Annotated in this window: 17 protein-coding genes; 14 read left to right on the plus strand and 3 right to left on the minus strand. The window is 42.1% G+C overall.

The window, feature by feature from the left end; genetic code table 11:
* Positions 1-315: 315 nt before the first annotated feature.
* Positions 316-642 carry a multidrug efflux SMR transporter gene (locus Q1A23_RS04550; protein WP_299820580.1) on the plus strand — a complete coding sequence of 109 codons (327 nt, stop codon included), beginning with the start codon at positions 316-318 and terminating at the stop codon, positions 640-642.
* Between the two features lie 154 nt (positions 643-796).
* Here Q1A23_RS04550 and Q1A23_RS04555 read toward each other — a convergent pair whose 3' ends face one another.
* Entirely contained in the window at positions 797-1,690 is an 894-nt protein-coding gene (locus tag Q1A23_RS04555; protein ID WP_299820117.1) for a LysR family transcriptional regulator, read from the minus strand.
* Positions 1,691-2,261: 571 nt separating this feature from the next.
* Here Q1A23_RS04555 and Q1A23_RS04560 point away from each other — a divergent pair.
* From Q1A23_RS04560 to Q1A23_RS04580, 5 genes are all read left to right on the plus strand, one after another.
* On the plus strand, positions 2,262-2,717 hold the full coding sequence (locus Q1A23_RS04560) for a GNAT family N-acetyltransferase (RefSeq protein ID WP_299820120.1): 456 nt from the start codon (positions 2,262-2,264) through the stop codon (positions 2,715-2,717).
* Between the two features lie 30 nt (positions 2,718-2,747).
* Entirely contained in the window at positions 2,748-3,275 is a 528-nt protein-coding gene (locus Q1A23_RS04565) for a GNAT family N-acetyltransferase (RefSeq protein WP_299820123.1), read from the plus strand.
* A 44-nt stretch (positions 3,276-3,319) separates the two neighbouring features.
* Positions 3,320-3,883 (plus strand): Crp/Fnr family transcriptional regulator, encoded by a 564-nt coding sequence (locus Q1A23_RS04570; protein ID WP_299820126.1) that lies wholly within the window; start codon positions 3,320-3,322, stop codon positions 3,881-3,883.
* Between the two features lie 267 nt (positions 3,884-4,150).
* Positions 4,151-5,110, plus strand: a complete 960-nt coding sequence (locus Q1A23_RS04575; protein WP_299820129.1) for a ribonucleoside-diphosphate reductase small subunit — start codon at positions 4,151-4,153, stop codon at positions 5,108-5,110.
* Between the two features lie 521 nt (positions 5,111-5,631).
* A complete protein-coding gene (locus Q1A23_RS04580; protein ID WP_299820131.1) occupies positions 5,632-7,167 on the plus strand; it encodes an IS1182 family transposase in 1,536 nt (511 codons plus the stop codon).
* 322 nt (positions 7,168-7,489) lie between these two features.
* Here the strand turns inward: Q1A23_RS04580 and Q1A23_RS04585 are convergent, their stop codons facing one another.
* Positions 7,490-8,305, minus strand: a complete 816-nt coding sequence (locus Q1A23_RS04585) for a helix-turn-helix domain-containing protein (RefSeq protein ID WP_299820134.1) — start codon at positions 8,303-8,305, stop codon at positions 7,490-7,492.
* 119 nt (positions 8,306-8,424) lie between these two features.
* Between Q1A23_RS04585 and Q1A23_RS04590 the strand changes: the two genes are divergently transcribed.
* The 8 genes from Q1A23_RS04590 to Q1A23_RS04625 all read left to right on the plus strand — a co-directional run bounded on the left by Q1A23_RS04590 (position 8,425) and on the right by Q1A23_RS04625 (position 15,425).
* A complete protein-coding gene (locus Q1A23_RS04590; protein WP_299820137.1) occupies positions 8,425-8,991 on the plus strand; it encodes a sugar O-acetyltransferase in 567 nt (188 codons plus the stop codon).
* Position 8,992: 1 nt separating this feature from the next.
* On the plus strand, positions 8,993-10,108 hold the full coding sequence (locus tag Q1A23_RS04595) for an alpha/beta hydrolase (RefSeq protein ID WP_299820140.1): 1,116 nt from the start codon (positions 8,993-8,995) through the stop codon (positions 10,106-10,108).
* A 50-nt stretch (positions 10,109-10,158) separates the two neighbouring features.
* Positions 10,159-10,641 (plus strand): cupin domain-containing protein, encoded by a 483-nt coding sequence (locus Q1A23_RS04600; protein ID WP_299820143.1) that lies wholly within the window; start codon positions 10,159-10,161, stop codon positions 10,639-10,641.
* A gap of 167 nt (positions 10,642-10,808) precedes the next feature.
* Entirely contained in the window at positions 10,809-11,147 is a 339-nt protein-coding gene (locus Q1A23_RS04605) for a cyclophilin-like fold protein (protein ID WP_299820146.1), read from the plus strand.
* A gap of 369 nt (positions 11,148-11,516) precedes the next feature.
* On the plus strand, positions 11,517-12,332 hold the full coding sequence (locus Q1A23_RS04610) for an AraC family transcriptional regulator (protein WP_299820149.1): 816 nt from the start codon (positions 11,517-11,519) through the stop codon (positions 12,330-12,332).
* 117 nt (positions 12,333-12,449) lie between these two features.
* A complete protein-coding gene (locus tag Q1A23_RS04615; protein WP_299820152.1) occupies positions 12,450-13,493 on the plus strand; it encodes an MBL fold metallo-hydrolase in 1,044 nt (347 codons plus the stop codon).
* A 31-nt stretch (positions 13,494-13,524) separates the two neighbouring features.
* Entirely contained in the window at positions 13,525-14,175 is a 651-nt protein-coding gene (locus Q1A23_RS04620; protein WP_299820155.1) for a hypothetical protein, read from the plus strand.
* Between the two features lie 155 nt (positions 14,176-14,330).
* Positions 14,331-15,425, plus strand: a complete 1,095-nt coding sequence (locus Q1A23_RS04625; RefSeq protein WP_299820158.1) for an NAD(P)-dependent alcohol dehydrogenase — start codon at positions 14,331-14,333, stop codon at positions 15,423-15,425.
* 554 nt (positions 15,426-15,979) lie between these two features.
* Here Q1A23_RS04625 and Q1A23_RS04630 read toward each other — a convergent pair.
* Positions 15,980-17,422 carry an alpha/beta hydrolase gene (locus Q1A23_RS04630; protein ID WP_299820161.1) on the minus strand — a complete coding sequence of 481 codons (1,443 nt, stop codon included), beginning with the start codon at positions 17,420-17,422 and terminating at the stop codon, positions 15,980-15,982.
* Positions 17,423-17,593: the final 171 nt, after the last annotated feature.

A 17,593-nucleotide genomic window follows, 5' to 3' on the forward strand; every position in this document is an offset into this window, starting at 1 on the left:
AGGAGCTCTCTTTCAGGTAAGGTGAAGATAAGAAAAATTCTACTATTTTCCTTGACTTTCAAAACAGTACCTTTATCAACAAGGATTTATCAGCTTTAGCAGTGTATTTGCAAGTAGGAGTTTGAAACATTAGCTGACCTTGCTGAACATAACACCTGTGATGATACATTTGTGTCTCTGAAGTATCCGCATATTTTGGCATCACCCAAGTCAGCTTGAGTAGAATAAGGGCAGAAATTAGGTAAGCCAATGTTTTTTATCATTTGTTAAATTTAAATCAAGTTCAGTTCCTGACTTTTGTCAAAAACAAAAATAATGAACTGGATTATCTTGATTATAGCTGGGCTGTTTGAAGTAGCTTTTGCTTCTTGCTTGGGTAAAGCAAAAGAAACAACTGGAAGTGAGATGTACGGGTGGTATGGTGGTTTTTTACTTTCCCTAACAATCAGTATGCTACTCTTGATGAAAGCCACGCAAAATCTGCCGATCGGAACTGCTTATGCTGTCTGGACGGGCATTGGCGCTGTTGGCACGGTAGTGATAGGTATTGTGGTATTTAAAGATCCTATTACTTTTTGGCGTATCTTTTTCATCATAACCCTTATCGGCTCCATCATTGGGCTAAAATCTGTTTCGCATTAACTCTTCAATGACTTTACTACATCATCTAATTAGAGCAAATGGTAATTAGGGAACCATAAAGTCATAGCTTGTATGGAATTTTTAAAGGGTCAATCATAATATGAAAAATTAGTGCTAAAAGTAAATTAGCGAATTAGTTGGCTGCTTAACTGATTTAGCTTCCTTTAGTTAGGTAATTCCTGGCAATGTCTATAACTTGCTGCAATATGTTCTTCAATACCAGGCTGTTGTCATGCTTTCTCCATAATACATAAAGGTGCATACTATAAGGCAGAGGTATAAAACGCACGTTAGGAAGTGCACTTAAAGAATAGGATAAAGGTAGTATGGAGACCCCAAGCCCTTTTGAAACTAGTCCAAGTATCATTCCCCCAAAATCAGTTTCAACATGCACGTTGGGAGTAAATTGGTGCTCTTCAAAAATCTGTCGGAGAGTAGCGGTGTAGACTGAGTTATGCGCCAGGTTGGGTAGGATAAATTTCTCGTACTTTAAATCCTGAAGTCCGCTAAAGTTATGCTCATTGAGGTGGTAGTCAGATGGTACAACAAGAGCAAACGATTCTGAGTAAAGGCAAGTGGATTGCAAAGCGTAGTTCTCAGCAGGTTCTCTCCTGAGGGCCAGGTCCATCTGGTAATTGAGCAAAAGCTGCTCGAAGCTGGTATCAGTAGGCTCCACTAACTCCACCTTCAGTTCGGGCAGCGCGTGAGAAATATTGGCGATTAGATCTGGTATAAAGCTATACACAATAGAACCAGGATAACCAATTTTTACATGACCAAATGCTCCTTCATGAATCTTCTTTGCTTGCAAGTGAATCCGGTTGATCGTATCCAACAAGGGTATCCATTGGTCTCTTAGGTATACGCCAGCTTCGGTTAATTTTACACTTCGCTTGCTTCTTTCAAAAAGCTGAACACCTAGTTCTTCTTCCAACGCTTTAATCTGCCTGCTGAGCGCGGACTGGGTTATAAACATGCGTTCTGCTGTTTTCCAGAAGTGCAGTTCCTGCGCCAGTGCGAGAAAATATTTTATCTGCTGAATCTCCATTTACACTGATTCATTTTTTGCATTAGTTAAGCCAAACATAGCATTTTTATACACATAGAAACGCAGTTATTTTGTAATAAATAATAATCTATTACGCAATGGTGTCAATACGTCGGTACATGGGGGAAACGGTAGGTTGGGTTAGTGCAGTTATTTCGCTTTCAGCCTTCACGTTGAATAGTATGGGCTTTATTAGTGGTCAGTCAGTTGAATATTTGGTAATGAATATCATAGCTTGTTTTTTAATGATGCTATACGCCATATCCAAGAAAGCGCATGCGAGCTGGGTGCTTAACAGCATCTTTATGGGAGTGGCTGTAATCGCATTAATCAAGTCTTTTCTCACCTAATACATAAGAAAAGGAATTGTAGTGTATTAGTCATTACAGGCATTTTTTAGTTACATCTTTTGACTTTCATACAATGAAGGAGATAGGAGACAAACAATAATAGCTTGTTACTGCATTCTTCGACATAACTTCAGGGTAGGCAGTGTACTAAATTGTTTACCATAACTTCAAAGCCACTGAGGTCGTGATGACCTATTAGAGAACCATTTTTTCTTACAACAATGAGTATAAAAATTAGAAAAGCAGTTGAAGATGATAGTGTAAAGGTTTGGCCCTTGATGAAAGAGTTAGCCATTTTTGAAAAATATATCGAATCTTTTGCCATCACACCAGAAATCGTACGTGAAAGTGGATTTCATAAAAACCCGCCTGATTTTTATTGTATAGTTGCAGAAGATGAGGACAAAATTGTAGGCATGTTGGTGTATTATTTTCTGCCATATACTGCTCAAAATAGACCTGCTATTTATATGAAAGAACTCTATGTTGATGCACGTTACAGAGGGCAAAAGATAGGAGAGCAACTAATGCATGCTTTGCGGGAAGAAGCTAAACAAAAGAATTGTGGGCAAATTAAATGGACTGTTGCCCCTTGGAATAAGGCAGGCATCAAGTTTTATGAAAGATTAGGGGCGAATGAAAATCGGGATTGGCTAAACTACGAATGGAACATATAATTTTCAGGTATTACATTAATGGATAGAGCAATGGAAGTAATCAATATAACAAAAGCAACTAAAGACGACATTAACCAATTGCAGAAGATTGGTAGGCAGACATTTTCTGAAACATTTTCAGCCAGCAACTCTGAGGAGAACATGGCCAAGTACTTGGAAGATGGATTCTCTTTAGAAAAGTTAACGACTGAACTTAATGATCCAGGCTCAGAATTTTATTTTGCACTGCTTAACAAGGATGTAATTGGGTATCTGAAGCTGAACTTCGGGCAATCGCAAACGGAGTTAAAAGAGAACAAAGCACTAGAGATTGAGCGGATCTATGTCTTAAAAGAATTCCATGGAAAAAAGGTAGGCCAACTGCTTTATGAGAAAGCCCTTGAGATTGCAAAGCAGAAAAATGTAGACTTCGTTTGGTTAGGAGTATGGGAAGAAAACCCAAGAGCAATTAACTTTTATAAAAAGAATGGCTTTGTAGAGTTTGACAAACACATCTTCAAACTAGGTGATGACGAGCAAACAGACATTATGATGAAGCTAAATCTGATCGAAAAATAAGAAGGTTGCTGTTGGCAAAGCTGGCATATAATACAGAGTGTTGAATGAGTATAGACCAGATTATTGATAATATTTTCCAGCTTCCTGATACTTCAAAATCAATTCTTAAAGAGAACATTGTCGAAGTCAGGTATCCAAAAGGTCACATTTTGTTGAGGGCCGATAGGATTGAGTCAAACTTATACTTCATCCATAAAGGGATCGCTCGTGCATTTGCCTACTCAGGGGAAGCCGAAATTACTTTTTGGTTTGGTAGAGAAGGAGATACCGTCCTATCCATGAAAAGCTATGTAGAAAATCAGAAAGGATATGAGAACATAGAACTGTTAGAGGATTGTATCTTATATGAATTAAAAGCAGCCCACCTTCAAAAGCTCTTTCTTGAGGACTTGCATATAGCAAACTGGGGACGGAGATTGGCAGAGCAAGAACTAATAAAGACGGAGGAACGGCTCATATCCCGTCAGGTACGAACTGCCTCAGAACGATATGGACAATTGGTTATCGTTAATCCGGACTTAATTCAAAGGGTTCAGTTAGTCCACATCGCTTCCTACCTAGGTATAACTAGAAATAGCCTTAGTAGAATTAGAGCCGAAATCAGGTAATACCCTTTTTTAACATTTGGTAAATTCATTTTCAGCCCGATTCCAGACCTTTGATGAAAGAGGCATGAACTGGATTCTTCTGATTACTGCAGCAATAGTATTATACTATTGTTATCCTATTAAACAGTATTGCCGAGACTCCGACCCCTTGCAAAAGGCGCTGACAGGTTAAAGGCTCCCACGCTAGATTATCAGTTCTCCTATATCAATGGCTAATAGCCTTGGTTAAATAATGATGTGAAAATCAAAAGTAAACCTAATAAATATATGGAACCGATATTAAAAGAAAACCCCAACCGCTATGTCCTATTCCCCATCCAGCACGAAGAAATATGGCAGATGTACAAGAAGGCAGAGGCCAGCTTTTGGGTAGCAGAGGAAATAGACCTGGGGCAAGACATGAAAGACTGGGAGAACCTAAACGAAGGCGAGCGCCATTTCATCAGCCATGTCCTGGCTTTTTTTGCAGCCTCGGACGGTATCGTGAACGAGAACCTGGCCGTGAACTTTATGAATGAGGTGCAGATCCCGGAAGCCCGCTGTTTCTACGGATTCCAAATCATGATGGAGAACATCCACGCCGAGACATACTCTCTGCTGATTGACACCTATATCAAGGATCAGCAGGAAAAAGACCGTTTATTCCACGCCTTAGATACAGTACCAGCTGTTAAGAAGAAAGGTGAGTGGGCGCTGCGTTGGATCGACAGCGAGAACTTTACGGAGCGCCTTATTGCTTTTGCGGCTGTGGAGGGCATCTTCTTCTCCGGCTCGTTTTGTTCTATCTTCTGGTTGAAGAAGCGCGGCCTGATGCCAGGTTTAACGTTTTCCAATGAGCTTATCTCCCGTGACGAAGGTGTTCACTGTGACTTTGCCTGTCTGCTATACAGCATGCTGGTGAACAAGCTGCCAGAGGAACGCGTGCACGAAATTATCCGCGATGCGGTAAGTATAGAGCAGGAATTTGTGACAGACTCGCTTCCTGTTGACCTAATCGGCATGAACGCAAAACTGATGAGCCAGTACATCGAGTTTGTGGCCGATCGCCTGTTGGTAGACCTTGGCTATAGCAAGATTTACAACTCAACTAACCCATTTGATTTTATGGAGATGATCTCGCTGCAGGGTAAAACTAACTTCTTTGAGAAGCGTGTAGGCGAGTATCAGAAAGCCGGCGTGCTAAGCGACAAAGACAAAAATGTTTTTTCGCTGGACGAAGACTTTTAACTTTAATCAGCCTTCTAATTTGCGCTATATGTAATTTCGGATAAAGCAGATTAGAAGGCTATATGTTCTAGCAAACACTCCTCAATAACTGGTTTGATATTGTGTTGCAAATAAATGGTTGGTGGGTTTAAAAGTGTGGCTATAGTTACTTTTTGACTGGTTTGTATGAGAGTAATGAGTTGCTTTTACTTGAAATGCACCTGTTCTCTAAATGCAGTTCAAAAGAAAAACTATTTATGCTATTCTTCACTTTATAGGGAGCTCTAGAATGTTACTGCAAACTAACAGTTGCAAACATAAAACAAACATTCCCAACACGGAGGCAGCAGTCGTAATTCAACTAATCTCTGCACTTTGTTTAGTATGAGCTAGGTAGCAATAGCAGGTAACCCGGCTAATACTCAGGAGCCTTGGGAATCTCAATTCATGGAAAAAATTGTCTCTTAAAACCCTCGTGGCTGTTGCACAACCATCTTAGATATAGCCGTTAAATAATAGTTAGTGGTTAATTCTATGGTGTTATGCAGGGAAGGAAGAATTTTAAAGATGAGCGGCAATTGCTCTTTTCGCTTTCGGCCCATGTGCCGGAACATAACTTTTACCGGCGCCTCAAAGCCAGGCTCGACCTATCATTTCTCTACGAACTAACAGCTCCCTACTACGGCAAGTGCGGCCAGCAAAGCATTGATCCGGTCGTCTTCTTCAAGCTCTGCCTGATAAGCTATCTGGAGAACATCGTATCAGACCGTAAACTGATCGAGCACTGTAGCCTTCGGCTGGATCTGTTATATTTTCTGGACTACCAGCTCGACGAATCGTTGCCCTGGCACTCTACTGTATCGCGAACCCGCAAGCTATTCCCTGAACGCTTGTTTGAAACTCTGTTTGACAAGGTTTTCAGCCTTTGCGTAGAACAGGGCATGGTGTCGGGCAGTGTGCAGGCAATCGATTCCGCCCCGATTAAGGCCAACGCTTCCATGGAAAGCCTACTATTAAAGCAGCCACAGGAGACTGAGCAATTGTATCTGACGACTCTACCACATGACGATCAACACCCTAAGAATAACAAATCGACACAACTTATCACCGCTCCCGCCCATCAGCTCAGGAAACTGGAAAAGCATCAGCAAAATCTCAAAAGCGCACCTACTGCTTTAGGCGCAAATCATGAAAAGGCACAGCTAGTTAGCAACAAGACACATTATGCCCCACATGATCCTGATGCCCGCATCTCTGTCAAGCCAGGGAAGGTCAGAAAACTCAACTACCACTGCAGCATGGCAGTAGATACGGCACAGGGTGTGATCTCGCATATTCAGGCCGATTTTGCTGATGGTCGAGATAGCCAGTATCTGCCATCCCTGACTGGACAGGTGCAAAGCCGGCTTCTAGCTCATGGACTCCTGATGCAAGACCTGCTGGCCGATGCCGGGTATTCCAACGGCTCGAACTATTACTTTCTGGAATTGCGGGGGATTACTGGATGGATACCGGTATTCGGCATGTACAAGCCCGAGATAAATGGATTTCCTTATGATAAGAAAACAGACCAGTTTAGCTGCCCGATGGGTAGGCCACTACAGTTCAAAAGCTTTGATCATACGCCGGACGGCAGGTTACTGAAGCATTACTGGGCAGCGCCCAGTGATTGCAGGCAATGTCCTAGCAAAGCTACCTGTGCCCCTAAGACCCGGTGCCGCAAAATTACCCGCACCGCATATGATGAGCAATACCAGCGGGCCTACGCCCGGCAACATAGCAAGCAGGGCAATCACATGAAAAAGCTTCGCCAAAGCACCATAGAGCCTGTCTTTGGAAGCCTGGTGCAGCATTATGGCCTGCGCAAGATCAATGTGCTGGGTAAATCAGGAGCACACAAAGTAATGGTGCTGGCAGCCGTTGCCTTCAACCTCAAAAAGTACATGAAGTGCAAACCAGCCAGAGCTGTAAGCATGGCGCAGGTACTGGAAAAAGAAGCTCTTTTAATCGACTCTACTGCGTTTTTAATACGATATGTAACGCAAACTTCTAAAGCTAAAATGAAGTTATTGCCTTAGGAAGTTTAGACGCAAAAGAGTGGTACAAGTAAAGTAGTTGTGCAACAGCCACCCTCGTTTTCCTAAGATCCGCTTATTTGATGAAATAAGCATGTTTTGGTGGGTAATCATGTGAGCCAAAAGATCGTTTTCTTGATACTATCAACCAGTTGTTTGGGGTACAGCTGCAACCTGGAAACAATAAGTTTCAACCTAAAATCTAATTGATTGCAGACCTAAAGCAACGAGTTTAATGCTTGTACTGTTTCCAATATTGATACCTTTAATAGAAGCGGCTTGTTTACTAAAGTGATTAGCCTTTTGTGAGAATGCAGTTTTTCATCTAGTTCAACCGATTTCGATACTCACTTGGTGTAACGCCCAGCAGTTTTTTTACATAGCGGGTAAAAAAGGAGCGGCTGCCAAACTCCATTTTATCGGCAATCTCCGAGATGTTGAGGTTCTTGTTTTGCAGCAGGAGGATGATGCGCTCCTTGGCAGTGCGTTGAATCCATTCGGAGGCCGTGACCCCGGATGATTGCTTACAGATCTGGTTAAGGTATTTGGGAGTAATGTTTAACTCATTGCTGTAAAACTGGACTTCCCGCTCCGTCATGCAATGTTCCTGTGCCAGTTGCATAAACCGCTCATATAAGGTTCCCGTTTGCAGACTGTGTTTGCGTCTTTCATATTCATTGGCAAAAACGTGCCACATTTCAAGAATAAACAGCTGCATTTGCAAGTGCAGGGCTTCTTCATAAAAGCGGTGGTTAGTTTCCAGGTAGCGGTCATATAGCCATTTAAAGTTCAAGAGGATTTTTTGCTTATCATTTTCGCCATGTATTGTTTTTACCGGATACACCCTTGAATGCAAGAGGGCATTGATACTCCAGCTCTGATCGGGAATGTTATTGTTCAACAAATCTTTTTCCGCAAATAATACCGATGCTTTAAAGCTTTTTGAAAACTTCAAATCAGCCAGCCTACTTTCGGCAAACCAAAACAAAAACTCCCCTTTTCTGCATTCCATGTGCTGATCATTGAATGTAAACTTGATGCTACCACGATGGCAGAACAAATGGGTATGATAATGCTTTTCGAATTGATCTGGAAAATCACTCTTACCCGACACTTCCTGTAAAATTACTTTTGGTTGCATTCCAGTTGGCATTAAAAGTCCTTCTGCTAATATAAGTGATATGTGAAATTATTACAGCATTATGTGTAACAATTGGAAAGTTAAGGTGCTATACCTTTGTATCATACAAATGATACAAGATGCAGACATCCGATAAAGATATTTTTGAACGCCTGAGAGCAGGAGAAACTATAAGCCCAGCGGATACGCAGGGGAGCAGGTTGCGCGAAGCATCCTATGCTACAATGAAGTTGGTTCAACAAATGAATAATTCAAGTGACCCAGAAAAGATCCGAGAAATATTAAGTCAGATCACAGGGAAAGAAATAGATGCATTAACCACAGTATTTCCACCCTTGTATATCAATTACGGGAAGAATACTAAAATCGGCAAAAATGTATTCATCAACTTTGACTGCACCTTTCTGGACCTTGGAGGCATTACCATTGAAGATAATGTGCTGCTAGCGCCAGGCGTGAAATTACTCTCAGAAGGCCATCCGCTTTCTCCGGGTAGCAGGCAGTCGCTTGTTCCAAAACCCATTTGCATCAAGAAAAACGTCTGGATTGGCGCAAATGCAACGATACTTCAAGGGGTGACGGTGGGAGAAAATTCGGTTGTTGCGGCCGGAGCAGTTGTATCAAAAGATGTTCCTGCCAATACAGTTGTTGGTGGCATCCCAGCGAAAATCATTAAATCCATTTAATATGAAAAGATTCATCATCATGCTAGTAGCCTTGCTGATTAGTGGGCAGGCTATAAGTCAACAAGCAAACAAACAAGCTGTTAGTAAAACAAAGGATCAAGAGCACTACACCTTTCAATTAAGTGATAAGGTAACGCGCCAAGCAGTTACATTTAAGAACCGATTCGGGATTACAGTAGCCGGAGATCTATATCTACCAAAGAATAGTGGCAATACAAAGTTACCGGCTTTAATAGTAAGTGGTCCGTTCGGAGCTGTGAAAGAGCAGTCCTCAGGACTTTACGCAAACGAAATGGCTGCCAAAGGTTTTATAACGTTGGCTTTCGACCCTTCCTTTACAGGCGAAAGTGGTGGAGAAGTCCGCAATGTTGGTTCGCCAGAAATATTTACAGAAGATTTCAGTGCAGCGGTTGACTACCTTGGTTTGCTGCCTTCCGTTGACCGTGATCGCATTGGTGCGATTGGGATTTGTGGTCTGAGTGGTATGGCACTTACAGCTGCCACATCCGATTCACGGATTAAGGCGGTAGCCACAGCTTCGATGTATGATATGTCCCGCAGTATGAGCCGCAGTTACAAAGACAGTTATACAGTAGAACAACGCAAACAGGTAATTGATTACCTAAGCCAGCAGCGCTGGACAGATGCCGAAAACGGTACTTATGCAATAGGCTTACATGAAGTTCCTTTTGACAAAGACGGTAAAATAGTAAAAGGAAAGCGGGTGCTTCCTGAAACACTTCCTAAAGAAGCTGACCCTGTACTGGCTGCTTTCTTCGACTATTACCGAACACCACGAGGTTTTCACTCAAGGTCCATTAACTCTACCACTGCCTGGACTGCTACGACACCAATGTCCTTCTTCAATTTTCCGATGGCAGCAAACATTGAGATGATTTCGCCACGGCCAGTTATGCTGATTGCAGGCGAAAAAGCACACTCCCGTTACTATTCTGAAGATGTTTATAAGATGGCTTCAGAGCCTAAACAATTGGTAATTGTACCTAATGCAGACCACGTTGATTTGTACGATAGGTTAGATAAAATTCCATTTGATAAATTGACATCATTCTTCAACGAAAACCTGAAGATAGGTAAGTCTGCTCAGGCAGAATAGACTAAGGGGAGTAGTAGTACAAATAGAGAAAAGAAATAAAGGCTAAAAGTATGAGAACATTTTTGATTACAGCCATAGCTCTTTACAGTCTGTTAATAACAGGCTGTAAAGAACAAACTGATCAGCAGGCAGCTGCAACAGCAGTACAAAGCATCTTTCCGAAAGGGGATTTAGGCCCAGCAGAAAACTTCACAGGAAAAGCCTGGAATTATGGTTTGGTTCCTGCGGATTCTACTTATACCACGCTAGTAGGCAACGTCTATTTTGAACCAGGTGCCAGAAGCAACTGGCATATCCATCCGGCTGGTCAGATTCTGATAATAACTGATGGTGTAGGTTATCATCAAATTGAAGGTCAACCTAGGCAAACCATTAGAAAAGGCGATGTGGTAAAGTGTCCGCCGAATGTGAAGCATTGGCATGGGGCAAGTCCGGATACGGGATTACAGCAAATGTACCTTTTACCCAATACAGAAAAAGGTATTGTGCAATGGATGGAACCCGTAACGGATGAGGTATATAATAATCAGTAAAAGCTTATTAAGATAAAAACTGAAACGCCATTATGAAAAGGTTATTCCTACTTGTTTTCTGCACTTTCTCTCTTTTGAATAGTTGTGGGTCTTGTACCAAAAGCACGGTAGCGCCCACAAAAGGTGGCTCTGTAAATACCGATGATCCAACTCAAACAGGAAATAAAATGAAAATCCATATTGGAACCAGCACTTTCACCGCAACACTTTATGAAAACGCTACGGCTGAAGCCTTCAAAACCCGGTTACCAATTACTGTTAATATGGTTGAACTGAATGACAACGAGAAGTATGCTGATCTACCAAGTAGTTTACCAACCAATGCTTCAAACCCCGGTACCATTCAGGCTGGCGATCTAATGCTTTACGGTTCTTCGACACTGGTGCTATTTTATAAATCCTTTTCTACCTCCTACAATTACACAAAGCTTGGACGAATCGATGACATTACCGGACTTACAGCAGCGCTTGGTTCCGGAAATGTAAAAGTTACGTTTGAATTATAGTAAGAAAAGGGAAAGAATTAAGCCCAGCATTTCATTAGTTTCTGAGAAAGCCTTCAATTTACCCTGAAGGCCTTTTTTATTCTAATACGAAATCCTCAGATGTTTTTCAATCATTCATTTTTTTAATAAAACGCTTAATATTAAAACTCCCATTTTAAACTGAGCCTCACAACAAAACAAATTTGAGCCCCACAACAAAACTATAAACGTTTCATATCCACTAACTTTGCAATACCAAAACATTGAAAATTAAACAGGTACAAACAATGCAATCATTTATAACACCTAAATGAATGTTTCGTGATAGGTTAAATTTTAGATAACCTGGAAAGAATAAATTATAAATACCATTAGATTGTTTTAGAAAAAATGGAAAAGGGTTATCAGATTATTTCCGTGAACAATATTCTTTATTCTTGTGGTAGCAAGGCGCAACGTAACGGTGAACAGTTCATTGATGTGCACGTTCTTGGATTTGTTCTGACAGGAGAATTGCACCTTACTACACCTGAGAAGGTAATCATAATGAAAGCCGGCTCTATGGGTCTGATAAAACGGAACCAGTTAGTTAAAGCAACCAAAGTCCCGCCTCCTGGTGGGGAATTCAGTTCTATTAATATCTTTCTAACTCAAGATATTCTTAGAAAATATATAAGTGAAATTCCCCAGGATATTACAGGAAAAACCCACGGAGAAAGCTTTTTTGAAATCCAGAAAGATGCTTTACTGAAAGCTTATTTTCAGTCTTTGCAACCTTATTTTCAAGCACCGGAACGCTTTACTCCACAGCTTGCAGAACTCAAAACAAGGGAAGCTTTTGAATTGATCTTAAACATTGAGCCAGAGCTGAAAGAAGTACTTTTCGATTTCAGTGAGCCTCACAAAATCGACCTGGAAGCATTTATGCATCAAAACTATATGTTTAATGTTTCCATAGATGGCCTGGCGAAACTTACTGGTCGCAGCCGTGCAGGTTTTAAGCGAGATTTTGAGAAAATTTTCCGGACTTCCCCCGGGCAATGGATAAAACAGAAACGATTGGAGCAGGCTTATTATCTGATTAAAGAGAAAGGAATAAAGCCTTCCAATGCATACCTGGACGTTGGCTTCGAAAACCTTTCACATTTTTCTTATGCTTTCAAGCAGGCTTTTGGGATTAATCCTTCATCGCTTTTACATGCCTAACCCTGGGCTATTAATTTAAAATTTACTTAATGCCAGAAGCTGGCAATTATCATAATGAAAACCTTAATGTACATTACAACAACCGTTATTATTCTAACTCTTATAGGATTTGCTGTTATGAGTCAGAACGCATATGGCGCGCGACCAACCGGAAACCGGAAAGAGTTAATTAAGAACTCCAAGAATTATCGGGATGGTAAATTCCAGAACCTTAGCCATACGCCCAGCCTTGCCGAAGGGTATACTTATTGGGGTGTTCTCAATGATTTCTTTTTCAGGAAAAAAGTAAATCCGGTACCTACTGGAAACATTCCTGCAATTAAAACCAACCTGAAAAACTTACCCCCAAATGAAAACCTCCTGGTTTGGTTTGGTCATTCATCGTACCTGCTGCAGTTAGATGGAAAGACTATTTTGGTAGATCCAGTGCTTAGTAACCATGCCTCTCCATTCAGCTGGATGAATAAGGGTTTTAACGGAACAGATGTTTATACCGTGGATGATCTGCCTGAAATTGATTACTTGCTTATCTCTCACGACCACTACGACCACCTTGATTTTGAAACGATAAGTAAATTGAAAGGAAAAGTAAAAAACGTTATTTGTGGATTAGGAGTTGGCGCGCACTTTGAAAAATGGGGGTATCCTGCTTCTATGTTAATCGAAAAAGACTGGGGCGATACCGTTAAAGTAGACGATAAACTTACTTTTCATCTCACCCCAGCCCGTCACTATTCCGGCCGTGGGCTAATCCGAAACAGCACACTTTGGACTTCGTTTGTAGTGGAAACCCCTACCAAAAAGATTTATTTAGGTGGGGACAGCGGCTACGATAAGCACTTTGCAGAGATAGGGGAGCGATTTGGGGGATTTGATTTAGCCATACTTGAAAATGGCCAATACAATGAAGCCTGGCGCTACATCCATACCTTGCCCGATGAAGTTCTTAAGGCCAGTAAAGTCCTGAAAGCAAAGCGAACGTTTCCGGTGCATTCCAGCAAGTTTAACTTAGGTGGGCACCCCTGGGACGAGCCCCTTTCCAAAATAACCGAATTAAATAAGCAAGTTAACCAACCACTTATCACCCCTATGATCGGCCAGGTTGTAGAACTGGATAATGAAAAGCAGGTTTTTAGTAAGTGGTGGGAAAATGTCAACTAATCTAAAATTTTCAAATAGTAGTCATAAAGAAATGAAGTTAATAATTGCCGGAAGCACCGGAATGGTAGGCAACTTAGTTTTAAATAACTGCCTAAATTCTGATAAAATAAGCGAAGTAAGAAGTTTAGTTCGAAATCCTACTGGATTAAAGCATCCAAAACTTACTGAAATTGTAATTCAAAATTTTGAAGACTACTCTGAGCACTTCAACTTATTCAAAGATATAGAGGTTGCATTCTTTTGCGTTGGCGTTTATACCGGGCAAGTTCCAGATGAACAATTCAAACAAATTACGGTAAACTATGCGGTTGCATTTGCTACTGCCCTCAAACGGGAAAGTCCGGATGCTACGATTTGCTTATTAAGTGGTGCTGGCGCTGACAGAACCGAAAAAAGCAAAACTTCTTTTGCCCGTTACAAAGGGATGGCCGAGAACCGGATCTCTGATTTGAACATGAAGTTTTACGCTTTCCGGCCTGCCTATATTTATCCGGTCGAACCACGTAAAGAACCAAATTTGGGATATGGAATTTTAAGGGTCTTTTATCCTCTTCTAAAAATGTTCGGCCAAAAATACAGTATTAAATCTACCGAGCTAGCAAAAGCAATGCTGAACGTTGGATTGAATGGTGCGGATAAGGAAATTCTAGAGAATCAAGATATTTTAAAGTATATAAACTGAGATAAGAACCAGCAGTATAAAAGCTATCAGGTTAGTATCATATTAAGTTCAAGCTGAATCTTGGTTAGAAAAAATCAATTTAAAATGGTAAAGTTTCTGGCGCAAAAAGTAAAAACAACTGACATCAGGTTAACCCAATACTTAATACTAAAACTATGGATACAACAAGAACGATAGCGGAAGGAGGCACTTCTGCAAAAACAAAAGCAATAAAGGCATTCGGAACGGAAGCAGCTACAGCACCTTTAGATCAGTTAAATATAAAGAGAAGAATACCCAAGCCACACGATGTAGAGATCGATATTTTGTATTGCGGGGTTTGCCACTCTGATCTGCACACAGCACGGAATGAATGGCACGGCACCACTTATCCCTGTGTACCTGGTCATGAAATTGTTGGCAGGGTCGTAAGTGTTGGAGATCATGTTACCAAGTTTAAAGTCGGCGATCTTGCTGCCGTGGGTTGTATGGTAGATAGCTGCCGGGAGTGCGATTACTGTAATGAAGGATTGGAGCAGTATTGTGCAGAGGGCAACATCCAGACCTACAATTCGCCGGACAAATACCTAGGTACGCAAACATACGGCGGCTATTCAGAAAGTATTGTTGTAACCGAAAGCTTTGTTTTACGGGTGCCAGAAAACCTTGACTTGGCAGCTGTCGCTCCGCTGCTTTGCGCTGGCATCACAACATACTCGCCGCTGAAGCATTGGCATGTTGGTCCTGGCCAGAAGGTAGGCGTGGTTGGCCTGGGTGGTCTGGGACACATGGCCGTTAAAATTGCAAAGGCCATGGGTGCAGACGTAATCGTATTTACTACTTCACCTTCCAAGGTGGAAGATGCCAAACGATTAGGTGCTGACGAAGTGGTGTTATCTAGAGACGAAGCGCAAATGGCAAAGTATGCAGGCAAGCTTCATTTTGTGTTGGATGCCGTATCAGCAGAACACGACATCAACACTTACCTGAATCTGTTGAGAGTAGATGGTTCCTTGGTGCTGGTAGGAGCACCTGAGCAGCCGCTGCCGGTAGCTGCGTTCAGCCTCATCCCTCAGCGAAGAAGCTTCTCCGGGTCTATGATCGGTGGTATTGCAGAGACACAGGAAATGCTGGACTTCTGTGGCAAACATAATATTGTCTCAGACATAGAGCTAATTAACATTCAGCAGATCAACGAGGCGTATGAGCGCTTGCTAAAAGGGGGTGTTAAATATCGTTTTGTAATTGATATGGCTTCTTTGAAGGAATAAAAGTACTGAACAAGTATATACTGGCATGCAATTAGATTTAGTATGATCCAGTATAAATACAAGAAGGAGTTAAGAGAGCTAAGACTTGAAAGAGGGAAGTAACAGGGTTTGAAATCTTTTTTGTTACTTTCCTGTTACTCTGGAAACAAAAAACCCGCTTATTTTATGAAATAAGCGGGTTTTTAAGCTTTACTATGTAGTCCGCAGGATAACTTAATGGGGAGTTACATCTGTAGCTTGAGACTTTTTAGGATCCTATAGCTTCGGGGTTTAAGTTAGACTGCCTACACTTAAGTTAATTTCATTTTAGTATCGAATCTTGATCAACATTAAATCATGCTTTGATGAGACCTCAACTCTTGGTTTGAGGCAGGGGCAGCTTATCGTTAGCAAGGAATAAACTCCCCCTGCCGGTTGCTATCTTGCGGCGGATGGTATACTGCCTATTTGATACTTGTGGAATCAGTTTGTAATATACAAACGTGAACTTTATATCGTCTTTACTTTTTTGCAGATAAACGTAAAAGAATAGCGGATGAAGTAAAGGATTAGCCTTAAAGGCTGTTCATCCAGTTTACCATGTACTCCACTACATCAGGGGCAAAGGTTTCCTCTAGGTTGTTATACTCTGAGATCAGGCCGGTGCTGGTAGTCTGGAACAGGTGGTTTTTGTTCTCGAACTCTTTGATTGTATAATGTTTATTGCCGCCTTCCTGAAGCACTCTTTCTATGCGTTTCAGGTTAACAGATAATACCTGTAGGTCTTTGGATCCGTTTATGGCTAGCACAGGGCACTTTAGTTTCTGAATCTCTGAAGCTGTATTGTAAAACAGATCTTCGCGATAAGCCGGCGTCAGAAAATCTGCAAATTGATTTGGGTTGAGCGGAGTTGGCAGTTCCAGCAGCTTTCTTTCTTCAGGGCTGAGCTTTGCTACTTCTGAATCCAGCTTTTTAAACCTGGCAGCTATTTTGGACATGGCTTTGGCATCATCTTTTTCGCTTCGGATGGTCTCAAAAACAGCCTTCAATACCTTCTCATTCACAGCAATACCAGTCGGGCTCACCCCTATAGATTGATAGTGCGCACGTGCCTGCTCGTAGTAAGCCGTATGCACTGATTCTACTGCCGTCCCCGACAAGAGCACCACAAAAGCCACATCCGCTGCCCGATTTGCAGCAATAGGGGCTATCTCAGCACCCAAGCTATGACCTATCAAACCAATTCTCGATTTATCGATTTCGGGGCGGGACTTCAGGTAGTTAACAGCAGCCACGGCATCACTTGCCAAGTCTGCTATACTTGCCGAGGCAAAATCGCCGGTAGATTTGTTTACACCACGGTCATCGGTTCGCAGGACGGCATAACCGGCACGTGTCAGCATATCAGACAGCACCAGGAATACTTTGTGCCCGAATATGGTCTGGTTGCGGTCGTTGGGGCCGGAGCCGGAAATGAGCAGCACTACAGGGTGCAGGCCAGCGGTGTCAGGTATGGTGAGTGTGCCAGACAGAGTTACGTTGGCTGTTTCGTTGCGGTAGCTTACTTCTTCCGATAAGTATGGCAGCGGCTCTGTAGGCTCCTGCGGCCTGCGTGACTTTGCTACCGGAAGTTTCCCCACTTTTTTCATGTTCATCGGGAAGGCATCTGTGCTGTTTTGGGCCAGCCCACCCTGTATTGAAGTAGCATTTAACAGGGTGCCTTTGTAAGTGGCATTCAGCGCCTTTACCTGAAGTATTAGCTGGCTGCCGTCGAACTGCACTTCATCTACCGGGATGTCGTACACGTTTTGGTCGAGGCTGTGCAGCACGGCCTGCAGTTGCTGGCTTTCATTGTTACTGATCTCAAAAGCAATGTTCATGTGCACATCATTTTTGATCTGCAGCTTCCCAAGCCAGATTCCCTGTATAAGCTGGCCTTGCTGGGCCTGCGCTGCTGTATGGAGCAGGCTCAGGAGAAAGATGCTCAGGAAGAGAATGGAGTTGTGTAGGAGTTTCATCGTTTTATTTTGCTTTAGTTTGACTATCAGACACCCTGCCTGCTTTGGTGATCCAAACCTACCACGACTTCTCCGGTACAGAAAATCAAATCCGTCAACCCATTCTCTTATTATGCCAATTCTGGATTTTATATTTCAGGCCCCGTTCGTCCATACTTTTTCAAGTTCACA

The sequence above is a fragment of the uncultured Pontibacter sp. genome (assembly GCF_947492645.1).
GTDB lineage: Bacteria > Bacteroidota > Bacteroidia > Cytophagales > Hymenobacteraceae > Pontibacter.

Coding starts and splice junctions, on each gene's coding strand:
- Q1A23_RS04550 (WP_299820580.1), top strand. CDS start 316: ATGAACTGGATTATCTTGATTATAGCTGGGCTGTTTGAAGTAGCTTTT.
- Q1A23_RS04555 (WP_299820117.1), bottom strand. CDS start 1,690: ATGGAGATTCAGCAGATAAAATATTTTCTCGCACTGGCGCAGGAACTG.
- Q1A23_RS04560 (WP_299820120.1), top strand. CDS start 2,262: ATGAGTATAAAAATTAGAAAAGCAGTTGAAGATGATAGTGTAAAGGTT.
- Q1A23_RS04565 (WP_299820123.1), top strand. CDS start 2,748: ATGGAAGTAATCAATATAACAAAAGCAACTAAAGACGACATTAACCAA.
- Q1A23_RS04570 (WP_299820126.1), top strand. CDS start 3,320: ATGAGTATAGACCAGATTATTGATAATATTTTCCAGCTTCCTGATACT.
- Q1A23_RS04575 (WP_299820129.1), top strand. CDS start 4,151: ATGGAACCGATATTAAAAGAAAACCCCAACCGCTATGTCCTATTCCCC.
- Q1A23_RS04580 (WP_299820131.1), top strand. CDS start 5,632: ATGCAGGGAAGGAAGAATTTTAAAGATGAGCGGCAATTGCTCTTTTCG.
- Q1A23_RS04585 (WP_299820134.1), bottom strand. CDS start 8,305: ATGCAACCAAAAGTAATTTTACAGGAAGTGTCGGGTAAGAGTGATTTT.
- Q1A23_RS04590 (WP_299820137.1), top strand. CDS start 8,425: ATGCAGACATCCGATAAAGATATTTTTGAACGCCTGAGAGCAGGAGAA.
- Q1A23_RS04595 (WP_299820140.1), top strand. CDS start 8,993: ATGAAAAGATTCATCATCATGCTAGTAGCCTTGCTGATTAGTGGGCAG.
- Q1A23_RS04600 (WP_299820143.1), top strand. CDS start 10,159: ATGAGAACATTTTTGATTACAGCCATAGCTCTTTACAGTCTGTTAATA.
- Q1A23_RS04605 (WP_299820146.1), top strand. CDS start 10,809: ATGAAAATCCATATTGGAACCAGCACTTTCACCGCAACACTTTATGAA.
- Q1A23_RS04610 (WP_299820149.1), top strand. CDS start 11,517: ATGGAAAAGGGTTATCAGATTATTTCCGTGAACAATATTCTTTATTCT.
- Q1A23_RS04615 (WP_299820152.1), top strand. CDS start 12,450: ATGAGTCAGAACGCATATGGCGCGCGACCAACCGGAAACCGGAAAGAG.
- Q1A23_RS04620 (WP_299820155.1), top strand. CDS start 13,525: ATGAAGTTAATAATTGCCGGAAGCACCGGAATGGTAGGCAACTTAGTT.
- Q1A23_RS04625 (WP_299820158.1), top strand. CDS start 14,331: ATGGATACAACAAGAACGATAGCGGAAGGAGGCACTTCTGCAAAAACA.
- Q1A23_RS04630 (WP_299820161.1), bottom strand. CDS start 17,422: ATGAAACTCCTACACAACTCCATTCTCTTCCTGAGCATCTTTCTCCTG.